This is a genomic window from Rhodococcus sp. 2G, from assembly GCF_001886355.1.
Classification (GTDB): domain Bacteria; phylum Actinomycetota; class Actinomycetes; order Mycobacteriales; family Mycobacteriaceae; genus Rhodococcus; species Rhodococcus pyridinivorans.
The window spans coordinates 987030-1006801 of sequence record NZ_CP018063.1; the positions used below are offsets into that span (position 1 = coordinate 987030).

Annotated in this window: 18 protein-coding genes and 1 pseudogene; 10 read left to right on the top strand and 9 right to left on the bottom strand. The window is 69.5% G+C overall.

The genetic code is table 11. The features are described 5' to 3' along the window. Positions 1–19: 19 nt before the first annotated feature. Positions 20–2230: a 1,4-alpha-glucan branching protein GlgB gene (gene glgB, locus BO226_RS04620; RefSeq protein WP_006554733.1), complete on the bottom strand. Its 2211-nt coding sequence runs from the start codon at positions 2228–2230 to the stop codon at positions 20–22. Further along, positions 2227–4245, bottom strand: a complete 2019-nt coding sequence (locus BO226_RS04625) for a maltotransferase domain-containing protein (protein ID WP_024100506.1) — start codon at positions 4243–4245, stop codon at positions 2227–2229. Before BO226_RS04625 ends, glgB begins: the two co-directional genes overlap by 4 nt. Before the next feature lie 486 nt (positions 4246–4731). Here BO226_RS04625 and glgP point away from each other — a divergent pair, with 486 nt between their 5' ends. Next, positions 4732–7308, top strand: coding sequence for an alpha-glucan family phosphorylase (gene glgP / locus BO226_RS04630; RefSeq protein WP_071934703.1), 2577 nt, complete (start codon positions 4732–4734; stop codon positions 7306–7308). Between the two features lie 22 nt (positions 7309–7330). On the opposite strand, the gene BO226_RS04635 is transcribed toward glgP, so the two are convergent. The 3 genes from BO226_RS04635 to BO226_RS04645 are packed head-to-tail and all read right to left on the bottom strand — an operon-like array spanning position 7331 to position 11338. Next, positions 7331–9358, bottom strand: coding sequence for an ATP-dependent DNA helicase (locus BO226_RS04635; protein ID WP_024100508.1), 2028 nt, complete (start codon positions 9356–9358; stop codon positions 7331–7333). A gap of 25 nt (positions 9359–9383) precedes the next feature. Further along, positions 9384–10001, bottom strand: coding sequence for a nicotinamidase (locus tag BO226_RS04640; RefSeq protein ID WP_006554737.1), 618 nt, complete (start codon positions 9999–10001; stop codon positions 9384–9386). A gap of 5 nt (positions 10002–10006) precedes the next feature. Beyond that, positions 10007–11338, bottom strand: coding sequence for a nicotinate phosphoribosyltransferase (locus BO226_RS04645; RefSeq protein WP_071934704.1), 1332 nt, complete (start codon positions 11336–11338; stop codon positions 10007–10009). 69 nt (positions 11339–11407) lie between these two features. On the opposite strand from BO226_RS04645, the gene clpS reads away from it, so the two are divergent. The 7 genes from clpS (at position 11408) to rdgB (ending at position 16458) form a co-directional block, all read left to right on the top strand. Next, positions 11408–11764: an ATP-dependent Clp protease adapter ClpS gene (gene clpS / locus BO226_RS04650; RefSeq protein ID WP_024100510.1), complete on the top strand. Its 357-nt coding sequence runs from the start codon at positions 11408–11410 to the stop codon at positions 11762–11764. Positions 11765–11788: 24 nt separating this feature from the next. Next, the gene (gene aosR / locus BO226_RS04655; protein ID WP_024100511.1) at positions 11789–12367 is read left to right on the top strand and encodes an oxidative stress transcriptional regulator AosR; all 579 of its coding nucleotides are present in this window, start codon (positions 11789–11791) and stop codon (positions 12365–12367) included. Next, positions 12328–13458 (top strand): P1 family peptidase, encoded by a 1131-nt coding sequence (locus tag BO226_RS04660; RefSeq protein ID WP_071934705.1) that lies wholly within the window; start codon positions 12328–12330, stop codon positions 13456–13458. The genes aosR and BO226_RS04660 overlap by 40 nt, the downstream gene beginning before the upstream one ends. A 26-nt stretch (positions 13459–13484) precedes the next feature. Continuing rightward, a complete protein-coding gene (locus BO226_RS04665) occupies positions 13485–14111 on the top strand; it encodes a rhomboid family intramembrane serine protease (RefSeq protein ID WP_006554742.1) in 627 nt (208 codons plus the stop codon). Between the two features lie 143 nt (positions 14112–14254). Continuing rightward, a complete protein-coding gene (locus BO226_RS04670) occupies positions 14255–15016 on the top strand; it encodes a cyclic nucleotide-degrading phosphodiesterase (protein WP_071934706.1) in 762 nt (253 codons plus the stop codon). A gap of 34 nt (positions 15017–15050) precedes the next feature. After that, positions 15051–15839: a ribonuclease PH gene (gene rph, locus BO226_RS04675; protein ID WP_006554744.1), complete on the top strand. Its 789-nt coding sequence runs from the start codon at positions 15051–15053 to the stop codon at positions 15837–15839. Between the two features lie 7 nt (positions 15840–15846). After that, on the top strand, positions 15847–16458 hold the full coding sequence (gene rdgB, locus BO226_RS04680) for an RdgB/HAM1 family non-canonical purine NTP pyrophosphatase (protein WP_071936354.1): 612 nt from the start codon (positions 15847–15849) through the stop codon (positions 16456–16458). Between the two features lie 192 nt (positions 16459–16650). Here rdgB and BO226_RS28550 read toward each other — a convergent pair. Then, a pseudogene (locus tag BO226_RS28550) lies at positions 16651–16941 on the bottom strand (DUF3349 domain-containing protein); the annotation flags it as partial. Between the two features lie 118 nt (positions 16942–17059). Continuing rightward, entirely contained in the window at positions 17060–17251 is a 192-nt protein-coding gene (locus BO226_RS04690; RefSeq protein WP_024100517.1) for a hypothetical protein, read from the bottom strand. On the opposite strand from BO226_RS04690, the gene BO226_RS28370 reads away from it, so the two are divergent. Next, complete coding sequence (locus BO226_RS28370) at positions 17250–17375, top strand: hypothetical protein (protein ID WP_019288990.1); 126 nt, start codon at positions 17250–17252, stop codon at positions 17373–17375. The genes BO226_RS04690 and BO226_RS28370 overlap by 2 nt on opposite strands. A gap of 82 nt (positions 17376–17457) precedes the next feature. Here BO226_RS28370 and BO226_RS04695 read toward each other — a convergent pair whose 3' ends face one another. After that, a complete protein-coding gene (locus tag BO226_RS04695) occupies positions 17458–17982 on the bottom strand; it encodes an ATP-binding protein (RefSeq protein ID WP_232238056.1) in 525 nt (174 codons plus the stop codon). 28 nt (positions 17983–18010) lie between these two features. After that, positions 18011–18367, bottom strand: coding sequence for an STAS domain-containing protein (locus BO226_RS04700; RefSeq protein WP_019288992.1), 357 nt, complete (start codon positions 18365–18367; stop codon positions 18011–18013). A gap of 176 nt (positions 18368–18543) precedes the next feature. Here BO226_RS04700 and BO226_RS04705 point away from each other — a divergent pair, with 176 nt between their 5' ends. Next, a complete protein-coding gene (locus tag BO226_RS04705) occupies positions 18544–19728 on the top strand; it encodes a PP2C family protein-serine/threonine phosphatase (RefSeq protein WP_228045111.1) in 1185 nt (394 codons plus the stop codon). The last annotated feature ends 44 nt before the right edge of the window (positions 19729–19772 follow it).

Genomic DNA, 19772 nt, shown 5'->3' on the forward strand with positions numbered 1-19772 from the left:
CTCCTGTCGTCGGGCAGCGTCACCTCCGCAACGACAACCAGATGGCACCGTGCGCAGGCAAGGTCACCCGAGCCGAGGCGGGACGCCCGTGCCACGAATGTTCGTCGGCCTCCACGGCCCCGAAGTTGCCCGCTCCGTTGCCCTGGTAGGCGGTCGCGTCCGTGTTGAGCACTTCCTCCCACGTGCCCGGTTCGGGCAATCCGACACGATAGTCGCCGTAGGTCGTGCCCGAAAAGTTGTGCAGGCACGCGACCACCGAGCCGTCGCTGCCGTAGCGGAGGAACGACAGGACGTTGTTGTGCGCATCGTTGGCGTCGATCCACGAGTATCCGCCGGGCGTGGTGTCGAGCGTGTAGAGCGCCGGGTGCGAGCGGTAGATGCCGTTGAGATCGCACACCAGGCGGTGGATACCGGCGTGGAGCGGTTCGTCGAGCTGCCACCAGTCGAGGCCGCGTTCCTCGGACCACTCGGCGACCTGCCCGAACTCCTGGCCCATGAACAGCAACTGCTTGCCGGGATGCGCCCACATGTAGGCGAGCATCGACCGCAGGCCGGCTGCACGCGTGGCGTCGTCGCCCGGCAGTCGCGTCCACAGCGTGCCCTTGCCGTGGACGACCTCGTCGTGGCTGATGGGGAGTACGAAGTTCTCGCTCCACGCGTACACGAGCGAGAACGTGATCTCGTGGTGGTGGTAGGTGCGGTGCACGGGATCGCGGCCGAGATAGCCGAGGGTGTCGTGCATCCAGCCCATGTTCCACTTCATGCTGAAGCCGAGCCCACCGACGTTCGTCGAGCGGGTCACGCCCGGCCAGGAGGTCGACTCCTCCGCGACCGTCACGATCCCCGGATAGTGCTTGTGGACGGTGGCGTTGAGTTCCTGCAGGAACTCAACGGCCTCGAGGTTCTCGCGCCCGCCGTAGATATTCGGCGTCCAGCCGCCCTCGGGGCGCGAGTAGTCGAGGTACAACATCGAGGCCACGGCGTCGACGCGCAGACCGTCGATGTGGAACTCCTCGATCCAGTACAGGGCGTTGGCAACGAGGAAGTTCCGCACCTCGGGCCGGCCGTAGTCGAAGACGTAGGTGCCCCAGTCCAGCTGTTCGCCGCGGCGCGGATCGGGATGTTCGTACTGGGGGCTGCCGTCGAAGCGCGCGAGCGCCCACTCGTCCTTCGGGAAGTGGGCGGGCACCCAGTCCATGATCACGCCGATCCCGGCGGCGTGGAGACGGTCGACGAACGCGCGGAATTCGTCGGGAGTGCCGAACCGGGAGGTGGGAGCGTAGTAGGAGGTGACCTGGTAACCCCACGACCCGCCGAAGGGATGCTCGGCGACCGGCAGCAGCTCGACGTGCGTGAAACCGGTCTCGAGGATGTACTCGGCGAGCTGATCGGCGAGTTCGACGTAGTTCAGGCCCGGGCGCCACGAACCGAGGTGCACCTCGTAGACCGCCATCGGTTCCTGCCAGGGCTGCGCTTTCTCGCGGGTCGCGACCCAGTCGTCGTCGTTCCAGGTGTAGCGACTCTCCGTGACCCTCGACGCGGTCGCGGGGGGCACCTCGGTGGCGAACGCCATCGGGTCGGCCTTGTCGCGGACGGATCCGTCGCGGCCGTGCACCCGGTACTTGTACAGCGCGCCCGGTTCGACACCGGGAACGAAGACCTCCCAGACACCGCTCGAGCCGAGCACCCGCATCGGGGCGGTGCGTCCACCCCAGCCGTCGAAGTCGCCGACGACGGTGACCCCGCGTGCGCCCGGTGCCCACACGGCGAAGGACGTGCCCGTCACCGGGCCGTCCGGGGTCTCATAGGTCCGCGGATGGGCGCCGAGCACCTCCCACAGCCGTTCGTGCCGGCCCTCGCTCAGCAGGTGACGGTCGAGCTCGCCCAGCGTCGGCATGAAGCGGTAACCGTCCGCGACGACCTCGACGTGATCGAACGGGTAGGTCACCACGAGCCGGTAGTCGGCGAGATCGAAGACCGGGATCAGGGCGCTGAAGACGTCCTCGCCCACGGGTTCGAGCGGATGGTCGCGACCACCGATCCGGGCGGCGACCTTCTCGGCCCCGGGGCGCAGTGCCCGGATGACCGTCCCCTCCGGATGCGAATGGGCCCCGAGCACCGCGTGCGGATCGTGGTGCTCACCGGCGGCGAGCAGGTCGAGGTCCTCCGGTCGCGGGCTGTGGCGCCGGCGCGGAACATCGGCGCCCGGCGTCTGGGGCGGCACGGTCACGACTGCCTCCTGTAGGCGAGCGTTGTGCGGGTGGGGATGCCGATCGGGGGCAGGACCAGGATGTGCGCCACCGCCCGCCACGGCTCGAGGCGCACGTAGTTGGCCTGTCCCCACGAGTACTGTTCCCCACTCACCTCGTCGTAAACAGGGAAGTGGTCGTGCCAGTCGTGCCCGATCGCCGGCATGTCGAGCCAGACCGTGCCCTGTTCGGCCCCATAGGGGTTGAGGTTGATCACCGTGAGGACGCAGTCCCCGGTGGACGGATCGAACTTCGAGTAGGCGATGAGCGCGTCGTTGTCGACGTGGTGGAAGGCGATGTTGCGCAGTTGCTGCAACGCCGGATGCGCGCGCCGGATGCGGTTGAGGGTGGTCAGCCACGGTTCGAGCGACTCGCCGCGCCGGCGTGCCTCGTCGTATCGGCGCGGCCGCAACTGGTACTTCTCCGAGTCGAGGTACTCCTCGCTGCCCGGCCGCACCGCGAGGTGCTCGAACAGTTCGTACCCCGAGTAAACGCCCCACGAGGGAGCCAGGGTGGCGGCGAGCGCCGCGCGCAGCGCGAACATGCCCGGTCCGCCGTGCTGCAGGGTCTCGTGCAGGATGTCGGGGGTGTTGACGAACAGGTTCGGCCTGGCCTCGTCGGCCTTCGCGGCGATCTCGGTACCGAACTCGGTGAGCTCCCATTTCGCGACCCGCCACGTGAAATACGTGTAGGACTGCGTGAATCCGCGTCGCGCGAGCCCATACATGCGGGCGGGCCGGGTGAACGCCTCCGACAGGAACAGCACGTCGGGATCGGTGCGCTTGATCTCGGCGATGAGCTGCTCCCAGAAGTTCGGGGGCTTGGTGTGCGGATTGTCGACGCGGAAGATGTCGACGCCCAACCGGATCCAGTGCCGGACCACGCGCAGGACCTCGGCGTAGATGCCCTCGGGGTCGTCGTCGAAGTTGATCGGATAGATGTCCTGGTACTTCTTGGGCGGGTTCTCCGCATACGCGATCGTGCCGTCGGGCAGCACGGTGAACCATTCCGGATGCTCACGCGCCCACGGGTGGTCGGGGGCGCACTGCAGGGCGAGATCGAGGGCGACCTCGAGCTCGAGTTCCTTCGCGCGGGCGACGAAATCGCGGAAGTCCTGCTCGGTGCCGAGTTCGGGGTGGATGGCGTCGTGGCCGCCCTCGTCGGAACCGATCGCCCAGGGCGACCCGACGTCGTCCGGGCCGGCGACGAGGGTGTTGTTCGGTCCCTTGCGGTTGACCTTGCCGATCGGATGGATCGGGGGGAGGTAGACGACGTCGAAGCCCATCGCCGCGATGCGCGGCAGATCTGCGGCGGCCGTGGCGAAGGTGCCGTGCCGCGGGGTTCCGTCCTCGTACCAGCCTCCGGTGGACCGGGGAAAGAACTCGTACCAGGAGCCGAACAGCGCGCGGCGACGATCGGCGAACGCCGTGAACGCCTTTCCACGCGTGATCAGCTCGCGGAGCGGATGGGCGCGGAGGATCTCGGTGACGTCGGGGGCGAAGGCCGGGGCGATGCGCTCGGCCAGCGGACGGTCGGAGCGCAGGGACGCAGCGACCGCGAGGAGAGCGGGACGGTTGCCGCGCGGTGCGCCCTTCGCGGCCTTCTCGAAGATCCGTGCGCCGACCTCGAGGTCGTTCGCGAGTTCGGCGGCGTCCTGCCCGGCGTCGGTCTTCGCGGTGACCGCGTGCCGCCAGGTCGCCACCGGGTCGCTCCACGCCTCGACCCGGTAGGTCCACGCACCGACGCTCGTGGGGGAGAAGGTGGCGTGGAAGGTGTCGGGTTCGGTGCCCGGAACCATCGGGATCCGCACCAGCCTGCCGGCGGATTCGGGATCGTCGGCCGGTCCTCGAACGGCGAGTGTCGCGGCGATCGCGTCGTGGCCCTCGCGCCACACCACGGCGGAGACCGGCACCACCTCCCCGACGACCGCCTTCGTCGGATAACGCCCTCCGTCGATGGAGGGTTGTACGTCGTCGATGGCGAGCCGACCTGTCACGCTAGCTCCGTTCCGTGCGGGTCCGGGTGGACGAGCAGGGCCGATGGGGGCAACGACCGTGTCTCGAACCACCGTAATGGAGGTCGCGCCGCGCGGCTGTGCATGCGGCGGGACCCGCGAAGGATCCCCTCTGCAGCGGCGAAATTATCTGTAACTCACCGTTCACTTCAATTGACCGGACGGCAACACCCCGCTCCCTACTGTTTGTTCTGCAAGACGACAACAGCCTCCTCGGAGGCACGACGAACGGAAGAACACATGGGTCTGGTTGCCGGGCTGATCGGAGTCGTCGGAGACCTGCTGCACCTGCTCCTCGGCGGACTCTGAGTCCACCGGTCGACGGGAGGTCGGCCGCAGGAGAGAAGGCCCCGCGGTGTGGCCCTCTCCGGGTGCCGGGCGATCCTGTCCGCGACCGGCATGGATCCGGGCACATGAGATCCGCCGCCCGGCCGTCACGAAGCTCGGTCGGTCGGTAGTGTGCACCCCGTGAAAGCACTGCGCCGGTTCACCGTACGAGCCCATCTTCCCGAGCGGCTGGCTGCGCTGGGAGCCCTGACGGCCAACCTCAGATGGTCGTGGCATCCGCAGACCCAGGACCTGTTCGAATCGGTCGACCCGGACCTGTGGCGCCGGTGCAGCAATGACCCTGTCCGACTGCTCGGCGAGGTGCCGCCGGCCCGACTCGATGCGCTCGCCGAGGACGGCGACTTCCTCGCCCGGCTCGACGCCGCTGCCGCCGACCTCGAGCACTACCTCACCCGCCCCCGCTGGTTCCAGGAACAGCAGGAGCGCGGCACGACACTGCCCGCCGGCGTCGCCTACTTCTCCATGGAGTTCGGTGTCACCGAGGTGCTGCCGAACTACTCCGGCGGCCTCGGAATCCTTGCCGGCGACCACCTCAAGGCCGCCTCCGATCTCGGCCTGCCGCTCATCGGCGTCGGCCTGCTCTACCGGTCCGGCTACTTCCGGCAGTCGCTCAGCGCCGACGGATGGCAGATGGAGCACTACCCCTCCTACGACCCGCAGGGCCTGCCGCTGCGACTGCTCACCGAGGCCGACGGCACCGCCGCGCTTGTGCAGGTCGCCGTGCCGGGCGGGCGCACACTCGACGCGCGAATCTGGATCGCCCAGGTCGGGCGCGTCCCGCTGCTGCTGCTCGACTCCGACATCCCGTCCAATGACGAGGAGCTGTGCGGGGTCACCGACCGCCTCTACGGCGGCGACCAGGACCACCGCATCAAGCAGGAGATCCTCGCCGGCGTCGGCGGTGTCCGCGCGGTGCGCGCCTACACGCGCATCCACGGCCTGCCCGACCCCGATGTCTTCCACATGAACGAGGGACACGCGGGCTTCCTCGGCGCCGAACGCATCCGCGAACTCGTCACCGGCGCCGGACTCGACTTCGACGAAGCGCTCGCCGCCGTGCGGGCCGGCACGGTCTTCACCACCCACACCCCCGTGCCCGCGGGTATCGACCGCTTCCCGATCGATCTCGTGCGCCACTACTTCTCGGGCACCAACGGCGAGAACGAGTCGGCACTGTTGCCCGGCCTCACCGTCGACCGCATCCTCGCGCTCGGACGCGAGAGCAACCCGAACGTGTTCAACATGGCACATCTCGGTCTGCGCCTCGGCCAGCGCTGCAACGGTGTGTCGAAGCTGCACGGCGAGGTCAGCCGCGGCATGTTCGAAGGACTGTGGCCCGGATTCGACGCCGCCGAAGTGCCCATCGGCTCGGTCACCAACGGTGTGCACGCCCCCACCTGGGCCGCGCGCGAATGGATCGCGCTCGCCAACCGCCTCGCCGGACCCGACCGCGTCGAGGAGGCCCGCGGCTGGGAACTGCTCCAGACCATCGACCGCAAGGAACTGTGGTCCACCCGGAACGCGCTGCGCGCCCAGCTCGTCGCCGAGGTGCGTCGCCGGCTGCGCGAGTCGTGGCTCGAACGCGGCGCCACCGAGGCCGAACTGGGCTGGATCGAGTCGGTCTTCGATCCGAACGTCCTCACCGTCGGGTTCGCGCGGCGCGTGCCCACCTACAAGCGCCTCACCCTGATGCTGCGCGACCCCGAACGGCTGCGCGCCCTGCTGCTCGACGACGAACGGCCCGTGCAGCTCGTCGTCGCCGGCAAGAGCCACCCCGCCGACGACGCCGGCAAGGCGCTCATCCAGCAGGTCGTGCGGTTCGCCGACGAGTACGACGTGCGGCACCGAATCGTCTTCCTGCCCAACTACGACATGTCGATGGCGCGCTATCTGTACTGGGGTTGCGATGTGTGGCTGAACAACCCGCTGCGCCCGCTCGAGGCGTGCGGTACGTCGGGCATGAAGTCGGCTCTCAACGGCGGTCTCAACCTGTCCATCCGCGACGGATGGTGGGACGAGATGTTCGACGGCGAGAACGGCTGGGCCATCCCCACCGCCGACGGGGTCGACGACACCCGCCGCGACGATCTCGAGGCCGCCGCGCTGTACGAGTTGCTCGAACGCTCGGTGCTGCCGCGCTTCTACGACCGCGACTCCGACGGTGTGCCGGCCCGCTGGATCGAGATGGTGCGCCACACGCTCGAGGATCTCGGCCCGAAGGTGCTCGCCTCGCGCATGGTGCGCGATTACGCCGTCGACTACTACATCCCCGCGGCCGCGGCAGCCTCGAAGGTGACCGCCTACGACTACGCGGGTGCGCGGGCGCTGGCCGACTACCGGCACCGCATCGAGGCGGCGTGGCCGGGAGTGCGTGTCGCGCAGGTCGATTCGACGCCGATCCCGGACGTGCCGCAGATCGGCCTGCCGCTGGGGCTGACCGCGCACGTCCAGCTCGGCGACCTCACCCCGGAAGACGTCGAGGTGCAGGCCGTGGTCGGGCGCGTGGGCTCCGACGACACGATCGGCGACCCCGTCACCGTGCCGATGCAGCACATCGGTACCGACCCGCTGGGAGAGGAGTTCACCGCGACCGTGCCGCTGCCGCTCGCCGGCGCCGTCGGCTACACGGTGCGGGTGCTGCCCAGGCACGGGCTGCTCGCCTCACCCGCCGAACTCGGCATGGTCGCGCTCCCGTAGGAGATCAGGACCCGCCGGGTGCTCAGCCGCGCAGACGCGTGAGTGCCCGGCGGACCACCGCCGGATCGGCCGTCTCCCAGAACGGCGGCAGCGACGCGCGCAGATAACCGCCGTACCGTGCGGTCGCCAGGCGCGAGTCGAGCACCGCCACCACGCCCCGGTCGTCGGTGCTGCGCAACAGTCGCCCGACACCCTGCGCCAACAGCAGAGCGGCGTGATTGGCGGCGACCGCCATGAACCCGTTGCCGCCGCGAGCCTCCACGGCGCGCTGCCGGGCGACCAGCAGCGGATCGTCGGGGCGGGGGAACGGAATCCGGTCGATGATCACCAGCGACAGCGACGGGCCCGGAACGTCGACGCCCTGCCACAGCGACAGGGTGCCGAACAGGCTCGTCGCGTCGTCGGCTGCGAACTTCTCGACCAGCGCGCCGGTCGCGTCGTCGCCCTGGCACAGGATCGGCGTGTCGAGACGCTCGCGCAGCGCCTCGGTGGCGGCCTTCGCGGCGCGCATCGAGGAGAACAACCCGAGCGTGCGCCCCTCGGCGGCGGTGACCAGTTCGGCGATCTCGTCGAGATGCGAGGGCGGCAGACCGTCGCGGCCGGGTGGCGTCAAATGCTTGGCGATGTAGAGGATGCCCGCCTTCGCGTGATCGAAGGGCGACCCCACGTCGATCCCATTCCACGCGAGATCGCCCTTGTCGGAAGGAGGTTCGGCACCCGACGCGGAGGTGGTGTCGCTGCGGGCCGGCGACTGCGGCGGCAGACCCCAGTTGACCGCGAGGCCGTCGAACGACCCGCCGACCGTGAGGGTCGCGGACGTGAGGACGACGGTGGACTCACCGAACAACCGGCTGCGCAACAACCCACCGACCGACAGCGGCGCGACCCGCACGGTGCGGCGCACGTTGCCGCGGAACTCGTCGGCGGCAAGCCACACGACGTCGGGTCGCTGCGAAGGGTCTCGCTGCTCGAAGGTCGTCAGCACCCGGACCGCGCAGTCGTGCACCTCGTCGATCTCCGCGAGCGCCTGACTGCGGGCCGCGGCGACCTCGGGATCGGTGCCGGGCTTGGCCGGTCCGATCGCCGTGTGTACGGCCCAGGCGGCATCGCGGATCGAGGCCAGCGCGGCCGCCGCGCCCTCGGGCAGTTCGTCCCAGCGCCCAGCCGGCAGTTCTTCGAGGAACGACTCCCAGTTCTCGGCGGCACCGTCGAGCCGGTCGATCTCCTGGTCCTCGACGAGCTTGACGCAGCGCCGCGCAGCCGCCGACACCGTGCCCGGCGACAACTCGGCCGTGGCGACGTTCGTGATCCGATCGACGAGTTCATGGGCCTCGTCGACGACCACGACATCGTGCTCGGGCAGGATCGAGATGCCGGTGATCGCATCGATCGCGAGCAGCGCGTGGTTGGTGACGACCACATCGACCTGCGCGGCCTCGGCGCGCGCGATCTCGGCGAAGCAGTCTTCTCCCACCGGGCACCGCGACTTGCCGAGGCACTCGCGGGCGGTGACGGACAGCTGACGCCACGCCTGATCGGAGACACCGGGGGACAGGTCGTCGCGGTCGCCGGTCTCGGTGGTGGACGACCACTCCGTCACCCGCCGCACTTCGCGGCCGATGCGCGAGAGGGCGAACGCGTCGAACAGTTCGGCGTCGGGCGTCTCCTCGGCGAGACCGGTATGGATCTTGTTCAGGCACAGGTAGTTTCCGCGACCCTTGAGGATCGCGAAACGCGGGCGACGGCCGAGCGAACCGGCGAGGGCGTCGGCGAGTCGCGGCAGGTCGCGCTCGACGAGCTGCCGCTGCAGCGCGATGGTCGCGGTGGAGACCACCACGGTGCGACCCGTCTTCACCGCGTAGCGGATGCTCGGCACGAGATAGGCCAGCGACTTGCCGGTACCCGTGCCGGCCTGCACGGCGAGGTGTTCGCCGGTATCGATGCTGTGCGCGACGGCCGAGGCCATCGTCAGCTGGTTGCGCCGCTCCTTACCGCCCAGCGCGTGCACCGCGGTTCGCAGCAATTCTGGGACTTCGGGGAGATCCGGCACCGGCACAGGCTATCGGTCCCCACCGTCACCTTCGGTCTGCGGCCCAGCTACCGGTGACTTCGGTGATATCGGTGACGCCGGGAAGGTCGGTGACCAGCTCGACACCGGCCTCGCGCATCCGCTCGAGGGCTGGGCGGATCGTCGTCTCCGACACCCCGGCGGTGTACGGCAGCAGCACCCGGGCGCCGAAACCCTCCGCGATCGCGTCGAGCGCGGTGGCCCGCACACAGTGGTCGGTGGCGATCCCGACGATGTCGACGTCCGTCACGCCGCGGTCGCGCAACCACGACGCCAACGTCGTGCCCTCGTCGTCGATTCCTTCGAAGCCCGAATAGGCGGCGTCGTCGGCACCCTTCGAGAAGACGGCCTCGAACCGGTCCGTAGTCAGTTCCGGGTGGAAGTCCGCGCCCGGCGTCCCTGCCCGGCAGTGCGGCGGCCACGAGTCGACGAAATCGGGTTCGGGAGAGAAGTGGTCTCCGGGATCGACGTGGTGGTCGCGGGTTGCGGCGATGTACGCGTAGTCGTCACCGTGCGCCTGCAGGAACCGGGTGATGTCGGACGCCACCCGCGAGCCGCCCTCCACGGCGAGCGACCCGCCCTCGCAGAAGTCGTTCTGGACGTCGACCACCAGCAATGCGCGCATGGCACTCACCCCTCACGGACGAAGCGGGTGGGGATGGCGGGATCCCCGGCCGAGATCGTCAGACCCTCCCACGGCAGACGCACCATGCCCTGCCGGAGGTACTCACGGCTCTCCTCCAGGGTAGGCAGATCGCCGACCGCCTCGCCGCCGCGGACCAGCGGGATCATCAGTTCGTGGACCTGTGAACCCTCGCCCGGCGGGACCTGCTCGGCGCGGGCCGGGTACACGACCTCCTCGACGAGCGTGCCCGTCCTCCGCGCGTACCGGACGGCCCGCTTCGCGCCCCCTCGGGACTCCTTCGACGCACTGCGCTTCTCGACCGCGAGGCCATCGACCTCCACGAGCTTGAAGACCATGCCCGCCGTCGGAGCCCCCGAGCCGGTCACCAGCGAGGTGCCGACGCCGTAGCCGTCGACCGGTTCGGCGCGCAGACCCGCGATCCCGTATTCGTCGAGATCACCGGACATCACGATCTTCGTGCGGGTCGCGCCGAGTCCGTCGAGTTGTTCGCGCACCTGGCGGGCGAGCACACCGAGATCGCCCGAATCGATCCGCACGCCACCGAGTTCGGGGCCGGCCACCGCGATCGCCGTGTTCACGCCCTCGGTGATGTCGTAGGTGTCCACCAGCAGGGTCGTGCCCACACCGAGACTCTCGACCTGGCTGCGGAAGGCGGACGCCTCGTCGCGACCAGCCGTCGTGGTGTGCAGCAGGGTGAACGCGTGCGCGGCGGTACCCGCTGCGGGGATGCCGTATCGCTGCGCGGCCTGCAGATTGGACGTCGAGTCGAAGCCCGCGAGATAGGCCGCGCGCGCCGCGGCGACCGCCGCTTCCTCGTGGGTACGCCGCGACCCCATCTCGATGAGCGCGCGGCCGTCGGCCACACTCACCATGCGCGCCGCCGCGGAGGCGATCGCGCTGTCGTGGTTGAAGATCGACAGCGTCAGCGTCTCGAGTAGCACACACTCGGCGAAGGTGCCGCTCACCGACAGGATCGGTGAACCCGGGAAGTAGAAGTCGCCCTCGCGGTAGCCGTCGATGTCGCCGGAGAACCGGAAGTCGCGCAGCCACTCGACGGTGCGCGGAGCGAGAAAACCGGCGGCGAGTTCGAGTTCGGCCTCGTCGAACCGGAACGATCCGAGTGCCTCGATCAACCGCGCGGTGCCTGCGACGACGCCGTACCGCCGGCCCGGGGGAAGACGCCGGGCGAAGACCTCGAAGACGCACGGGCGGTCGCCCGTGCCGTCCGCCAGGGCAGCCTCGAGCATGGTCAACTCGTACTTGTCCGTGAACAGTGCGGTGCCGGGACGACCGGCACGGTGAATGGCTTCGGGCACCCGATCACTGTAGAGCCACGGCCTCCGAGGCGGGTTTTTCGCCGTGCTCCGAAGTCGTACCCTGGGAACATGGCGCCGTGTAGTACGACCACTCCGCTCGACGTCCGATTCATGGCCGGCCAGGCCGTTCCGGCCATGGCGGGACAGGCCGTTCCGGCCGAGGCCGAAATCGTCGAGGAGATCGAAGCGGTCGACAGGCCATGGGTGACCGTGGTCTGGGACGACCCCGTCAACCTCATGCACTACGTGACGTTCATCTTCCAGAAGCTGTTCGGGTACAGCAAGGCCAAGGCCACCGAGCTCATGCTCAAGGTCCACAACGAGGGCAAGGCCGTCGTGTCGAGTGGTTCGCGTGACAAGATGGAACACGACGTGCAGCGTCTGCACGCCGCCGGACTGTGGGCGACGATGCAACGCGACGAATGATCCCCACAGGAGGGCCCGACCGACGTGCGGCAGTGGACCAGGAAGAACTCGCTCAGCGGCCCCAAGCTCCGGTCGGAGATGGACGCCCACGAAGCGTCGGTGCTGCGGTCGCTCGTGTCCTCCGTGCTGGGCATGCTCGAGGAACGCGCCGGACAGGCCCCGCAGGACGACCTCGCGGCGCTGACCGGCCTGCGCACCGGTAACGCCACCCCGCCCGAGATCCCGGCGCTGCGACGACTCCTTCCCGACTTCCACCGCCCCGACGCCGATGCCGTCGCCGATGTCGGCGACGACGCCGCCGACCTCAACGGTGCGATGCGGAGCCTGCACGAACCGAGCATCATCGATGCGAAGCTCGCCGCCGGCGCGGTCATCCTGCGCACCGTGCCCGAAGGCGGCGGCAAGGTGGTGCTCAATCCCGAACAAGCCGAAGCCTGGCTGTACGGGCTCAACGACGTGCGGCTCGCGCTCGGCACCACCCTCGGCATCGACGCCGACACCCCCGACGTCCTCGACGACGACGATCCGCGTGCCCCGCATCTCGACGTCTACCACTGGCTGACATGGATGCAGGACTCCCTCGTCCAGGCGCTTCAGCCGTGACCGTGCCGGGGCCGACCGATTCGCTGCTCGACGTGGCGGGTCTGAGTGTCGGCCATTGGCAGCGCCTCGATCCCGAGGTCACCGTCGGCACCCCCGAGATTCCCGGTACGGGCGCCGCCACGGGATGCACCGTCGTGCTCGCCGACCCGTCCGCCGTCGCATCGGTGGACGTGCGCGGCGGGGGACCGGGCACCCGGGAGACCGACCTGCTCGATCCGAGTCATTCCGTGCAGCGTGTCGACGCGGTCCTCCTCACCGGTGGCAGCGCATACGGGCTGGCCGCCGCCGACGGCGTGATGCGCTATCTCGAGAAGAACGGCAAGGGCATCCCGATGGGCGCGCCCGGCGCGGTCGTCCCGATCGTCCCCGGCGCCGTCATCTTCGACCTGCCGGTGGGTCAGTGGTCCGCGCGCCCGACCGCCGATTCCGGATGCACCGCCGCGGCCACCGCCAGCTCCACGCACCTCGAGCGCGGCAGCGTCGGTGCCGGCACCGGTGCCCGCGCCGGGGCGCTCAAGGGCGGCATCGGCTCGGCGAGCGTGCGGATCACGGACGGTCCCGCGACCGGGGTGACCGTGGCGGCACTGATGGTCGCCAACCCCGTCGGCTCGGTGTTCGACCCCGTGACCGGACTGCCCTGGGGCGTCGACGCCGCGCGAGCCGAAGAACTCGGACTGTCGTCGCCCTCCGCGGCGGATCTGGCCGCGGCCCGCGCGCTCGGCGACAAGGGCACCGTCCTGAACACCACGATCGGTGTGGTCGCCACCGACGCACCGCTGTCGAAGGCGGCGTGCCGTCGCGTCGCGGTCACCGGGCACGACGGTCTCGGCCGCGCGATCCGTCCCGCGCACTCACCGCTCGACGGCGACACGATCTTCGCCCTCTCGACCGGCACCGCCGACGTCTCCGACGCACTGGGCGACGCCCCGTCGATCCTGGCCTTCGCCGCCGAACTGCCGATCCTCGCCGCGGTGTGCGAGGCCGCCGCGGTGGTGGTCGAACGCGCGATCGTCGATGCGATCCTGTCCGCGACCTCCGTGGCCGACATCCCCGCCTATCGCGACGTGCTGCCCTCGGTCTTCGGCCACTGACCGGTACGTGACGGCAGAATGGTGCCATGACCATTCCCAGCGGCACCGGCGCCGACACTCGCATCCGGCCGATCTGGCAACGTGCCGGACTGTGGATCGGCGGGTTCGTCGCGATGCTCTACGGCATCGAGACCGTCGATGCGGTGCTCCCCGCCGATCTCGACGCGGCCGGTGTCGAACCCCGCACCGCCGACGGGCTGTGGGGCGTGCTGTTCGCGCCGATCCTGCACGCCGACTGGGCCCACCTCACCGCCAACACCGTGCCCGCGCTCGTCCTCGGCTTCCTGGTGCTGCTCTCCGGCATCGGGCGCGGCCTGGCCGCGACCGCGATCATCTGGGTCGTCGCAGGAGTGGGGACGTGGCTGATCGCGGGCTCGGGCGAGACCCACATCGGAGCGTCGAGCCTGATCTTCGGGTGGCTCACCTATTTGATCGTGCGCGGAGTGTTCACCCGCAAGGCCGGGCAGATCCTGCTGGGAGTCGTGGTGCTGTTCCTCTACGGCGGCATGCTGTGGGGGGTGCTGCCGAGCGAACCGTGGATCTCCTGGGAAGGGCACTTCTTCGGTGCGGTCGGCGGCGTTCTCGCGGCGTGGGCGCTGTCCGCGGACGCGCGTCGCGCCCGTCGCACCACCCCCTCGGTCGTGCCGCGCTGACCACCCGCGCCGACAACCCGCCGATCGACCGCGCGAAGTGGCCGAACGATCCGCGCGTCACACCTTCCCGGCCACTGTGAGTCTGCGCCGCAATACGCGCGTTGGCTTCATCGAGGGACCTTCGGCATGGCAGCATGGCTGATATGCGCATGACCGTTCTGGGGTGCTCGGGCAGTGTGGCCGGGCCGGATTCCGCAGCCTCCGGCTACCTGCTGACGGCACCGGACACCCCGCCCCTGGTCATCGACTTCGGTCCCGGCGTCCTCGGCGCGCTTCAGCGCCACGCCGACCCCGGCGAAGTGTCGATCCTCCTGTCCCATCTGCACGCCGATCACTGCCTCGACCTGCCCGGTCTGCTGGTCTGGCGCCGCTACTCGCCGTCCCCGCCGCAGGGCCGCGTCCTCACCTACGGTCCCGCCGGCACCGCCCACCGCATCGGTGTGGCGTCCGCGGAGATCCCCGGCGAGGTCGACGACGTCAGCGACACCCTGGACGTCCGGATGCTCGGCGACGGCGAGCAGATCCGGTTCGGGAGCCTGACCATCTGCCCCGGCCGCGTCCACCACCCGCCGGAGGCCTACGGCTTCCGCATCACCAGCGACTCCGGCCGCACCCTCGTCTACACCGGCGACACCGGCATGTGCGATTCGGTCGTCGAACTCGCCCGCGGCGCCCACGTGCTGCTCGCCGAGGCGTCGTGGACCCACGCGCCGGGGGAACGCCCCGAGGGCGTGCACCTCTCGGGCACCGAGGCCGGTCGCGTCGCGGCCCTCGCCGGTGTCGGCGAACTCCTCCTGACCCACATTCCGCCGTGGACCTCCCGCGAGGACGTCATCGCCGAGGCCAAGGCCGAGTACTCCGGACCGGTCCACGCGGTCACCGCCGGAGACGTGTACCGCATCTGAAAGGCCCGCCCCCGGATCGCCTAGGCTCGGACGAGTGACGACACGAGAAGACGGCAGAGCGGACGACGAACTCCGGAGCATTCGCATCACCCGGGGTTTCACCAACCACCCGGCGGGCTCCGTGCTCGTCGAATTCGGACAGACCCGCGTGATGTGCACCGCCAGCGTCGAGGAAGGCGTGCCGCGGTGGCGTAGGGGCTCCGGTCTCGGCTGGCTCACCGCCGAGTACGCGATGCTTCCCGCCGCCACCCACACTCGCAGCGGACGCGAATCGGTCAAGGGCAAGCTCGGCGGCCGCACCCAGGAGATCAGCCGGCTCGTCGGCCGGTCGCTGCGCGCATGCATCGACCTCGCCGCCCTTGGCGAGAACACCATCGCGATCGACTGCGACGTGCTGCAGGCCGACGGAGGCACCCGCACCGCGGCGATCACCGGCGCTTATGTCGCACTGTGCGACGCGGTGACCTACCTGCGTGCCGCGGGCAGCCTCGCCGACCCGCAGCCCATCTCGTGCCAGATCGCCGCCGTCAGCGTCGGCGTGGTCGACGGACGTGTCCGTCTCGACCTGCCCTACGAGGAGGACGTGCGCGCCGAGGTCGACATGAACGTCGTCGCCACCGAGACAGGCACCCTCGTCGAGGTCCAGGGCACCGGCGAAGGCGCGACCTTCCCGCGTTCCACGCTCGACGCGATGCTCGACTCCTCGCTCGCCGGCATCGAGGAACTGTGCCGGATCCAGCGCGAGGTGCTCGCCGAGCCGTACCTGGGCACCCTGCCCGAGCCGGTCGAGGCGGAGGTCGTCAAGAAGAAGTTCGGAGTCTGACGTGCGGGTGCTGGTCGCAAGTCGCAACGCGAAGAAGCTGCGCGAACTGCAGCGCGTGCTCGACCGCGCCGGGATCGACGGCATCGAACTCGTAGGTCTCGACACCGTCCCGCCCTACCCGGAGGCACCCGAGACGGGGGAGACCTTCGAAGCGAACGCCGGAGCCAAGGCCCGCGACGGCGCAGCCGCCACAGGGATGCCCTGCGTCGCCGACGACTCCGGTCTCGAGGTCGACGCCCTGCGCGGCATGCCCGGCGTGCTCTCGGCGCGCTGGAGCGGACGCCACGGCGACGACGAGGCGAACACCGCACTGCTGCTCGGCCAGATGCAGGATGTGCCGGACGAGCGTCGCGGCGCGGCCTTCGTGTCGGCGTGCGCGCTCGTGGTGCCGTCGGACGACGGATTCGTCACGACCGTCGTGCGCGGCGAATGGCGCGGCAGCATCGTGCGCGAGCCGCGCGGCGAGAACGGTTTCGGCTACGACCCGGTCTTCCGCCCCGAAGGCGAGGAACGCACCGCCGCGGAACTGTCCGCGGAGGAGAAGGACGCACAGTCGCATCGAGGACGGGCACTCGCCCAGCTCGTGCCCGTCCTCGCTGCGCTCGCCGCAAGCGCCTGATTCGCGGCTCGCCGCGAATCGCTAACGCGCGCCGGCCTGCGTCCCACGCTCCTCGCACACGGGTTCCGCGGCGCCGGTATCCGATGCAGCAACAGCGTCGGATGCCGGCGCCGCAGTCGTCCCGGTCGTCGGTTGCGTATCCGGTTCGACGGGTTCGGCCGCCTCGTCGCCGCGGGAGAGTTCACCGCCCACAACGGGCCAGCCCGCAGCGACCAGCTGCTCACGGACGCGCTCGACGTCCTGCGGGTCCGGTTCCTCGTGGATCACCCCTGCCACGATCTTCCGCAGGGTGTCGTGGTCGACCTGCCGCTCCGGGTGCTCGGACGCGGTCGCCGCCGCCGTCTCGATCGCCTCGAGAAGTTCCTCGTCGGTGAGCCGACGCTCGAGCACGGCAAGCAACGCGAAGTGATCCTTGGCCGGGATCCCCTCGGGATATCCCGCACGCAACCAGTCCAGTACCACCCGTGGATTCCAACGCGCCATCGCCGCCTCCTCACTCACCGTCCCGCATCGGACCCTTCGAACCGAAGGGTCCGGCGGAAACCCCTGTCAGGGTCACAGGGTTCCCGCCACGATAGCGAGGAACACCTGGTTCGCCCCGTCAGGGGAGCGACATGTCCCGCAGATACGCCGTGACCATGGCGGTGAGCTCGTCGGCCACGACGTCCCGATCCACCGGGGGACGGTCGAGAACACAGGAGACGGCCACGTTCTCGACCGTGCGCACGAAGATCCACGCGATCGCCTCCACAGGGCGGCTACCGCGTCCGCGGAGATGGAAACGCAGCCACATGGTCCTGACGAGATCGGCTCCCGGGCGCCGGTTGCTCGAACACCTCGGCGACCGTGCGGCACGCCGCGAACTGGCACCGAAGTTCGGTCCCGCGAAGCCGGACGTGGGTGCCCTGCAGGTATGACGAAAGCGGCCGCGGGAGGAGCATCGTGCTCCTCCCGCGGCCGCTTCGATCGGGAACTCGCGACGCGCGCCTACCGCGCAGATCAGCTCGCGTCGTGGGACGAGAGTTCGTCCCCTGCCCTGTCGTCCCCTGCCCTGTCGTCCCCTACCCTGTCGTTCTCTGCCCTGTCCGTCTCCTCGAGGACCCAGCGCATCTCGACGACCGTGCCCTTCGGGCCGGCCGAGACCTGGACGTCGCTGGCCAGATTGCGGATCAGCGTCAGCCCGTGACCGCGTGAACGTCGGGCGTCGCTGTCGACGGCGTCGTGCCAGGAGCCGTGGTCGACGACCCGCACGACCACCTCACCCTCGTCGGGCAGATACGTCGCCTCGTAGTCGAGCGTGCCGTGCGCGTCGTCCGGCGCATAGGCGTGCTCGACGGCATTCGCGAGCGCTTCGTAGCTCGCGAGCAGTATGTCCTGTCGTTGGTCCTCGCTGAGGGGGAGCTTCGCCAGCCACCGCCTCGTGACGACCCGCAGGCCTGCAATCTCGGTCGGGTCGGCTCGCACACCCGACGAACGGATCTCGTCGGGAAAAAGCAAAGCTGACTCCTCGGGCGCAGACGACATGGCTCCTCGGTTCGTCGGGTACGGCGGTCTACTCGGAGACGCCTTCCGGCGAGTTACCGAGGCCGACGAGCGCGTCGTCGAGCTTCGGATGGATCGCCAGGACCTCTCCGAGGCCGAGGAGTTCGAGCGGGCGTGCCGTGGCGCTGCCATGTGCCACGACGGCGAAACCGGTGTTGTCGCCGGCTCGCTTGGACAACTCGACCAACAGAGCGATACCCATCGAAGCGAGGAAATCAACCCCGCTGAGGTCGACGATAAGTCCGGAGATGTCGGTGTCGAGGAGTGCGAGGGCTTCCTGCTCGAGGAGCGGGGCACTCGTCATGTCGACTTCGCCGTTGACGGACAGTACGGCCACGGAGCCGATACGGGTCGTGGAAACAGTCATATGCGGATGCGCGGTCATGGGATCGTTCACCTTGCCATCATGCAAGATCGTGCCGATAGATGCACATATCGGTCCGTCGGCCGAGGCCGCGACCCGCCGTGACCACCCTGTGACCATGCTGTCGTCGAGTCTGTAATGTTCCCTTTCGAGCAGGGAGGGAGGGGCGCCGAGTGGACATGCACCGAGCGCAGAGCGAGTCGGTCGAACCACCGTCGTTGCTCCTCATCGAGGACGATCCGGGCGACGCGCTCATCGTGGAGGAACTCGTCGTCGACAGTGCCCCCGAGATGACCGTCGTGTGGGTGCAGACACTTGCGCAGGCCCGCGACGAACTCGCCACGTCGGCTCCCGACTGCGTACTTCTCGACCTCCACCTACCCGATGCGAGCGGCCTCGAAGCCGTCGCCCGCATCCAGGAAATCACCGATTCCGTCCCCATCGTCGTCCTCACCGGCCTCGCGGAGGAACAGACCGGCCTCGCCGCGCTGTCCGTCGGCGCCCAGGACTATCTCGTCAAGGGACGCGTCGAACCCGATCTGTTCGGCCGCGCCGTCCGCTACGCCATCCAGCGAAAGCAGACCGAGATCGCTGCGGCGGAACTCCAGGCGAGCCAGCTTCACGCGCAGGAGAACGCCCGACTCGAACGCGGCCTGCTCCCGTCCCCACTCCTGCGCGACGGGCAGGACTTCGACGTCGTCGCCCGTTACCGACCCGGCCGGTCGTCTGCTCTTCTCGGCGGCGACTTCTACGACGTCGTGCAGACCGGCGACGGCACCGTCCACGTCCTCATCGGCGACGTCTCCGGTCACGGCCCCGACGAGGCCGCCCTCGGCGTGGGCCTGCGCATCGCGTGGCGCACGCTCGTGCTCAGCGGGGTAGACGGTCCCCGCCGCTTGCACCAACTCGAGGAACTGCTCGTCGCCGAGCGCACGGAGAGTCGCTTCTTCGCGTCGATGACGAACCTCACGATGTGTGCCGACCACGGCACCGTCGAGGTCATGCGGGCCGGTCATCCCGGGCTGCTGCTCCGCCACGGCGGAACCATCGACTGGATCGAAGCGCCCGGTGGTCCCGCTCTCGGCCTGCTGCCGGGAGTGGCCACCTGGCCCGTCCACGAGTTGGATCTGCCCGAGGACGGCGCGATCGTGTTGTTCACCGACGGATTGTTCGAGGGTCATCGAGGCGACGGCCCGGAACGACTCGGTGAGGAAGGACTCCTCGAGCTCGCGCGCGAACGCGCCCATCTGCCGGCTGCCGAGTTCACCGACTCGCTGATCGACGGTGCCGAGAAACTCGCGGACAGTAGGGGAGGGCTGTCCGACGACGTGGCAGTCGTCCACGTGCAATGGAACAGGAAGTGATCATCACCGCATGACGAACAGCGACGCAACGGCGGAGACGGGGG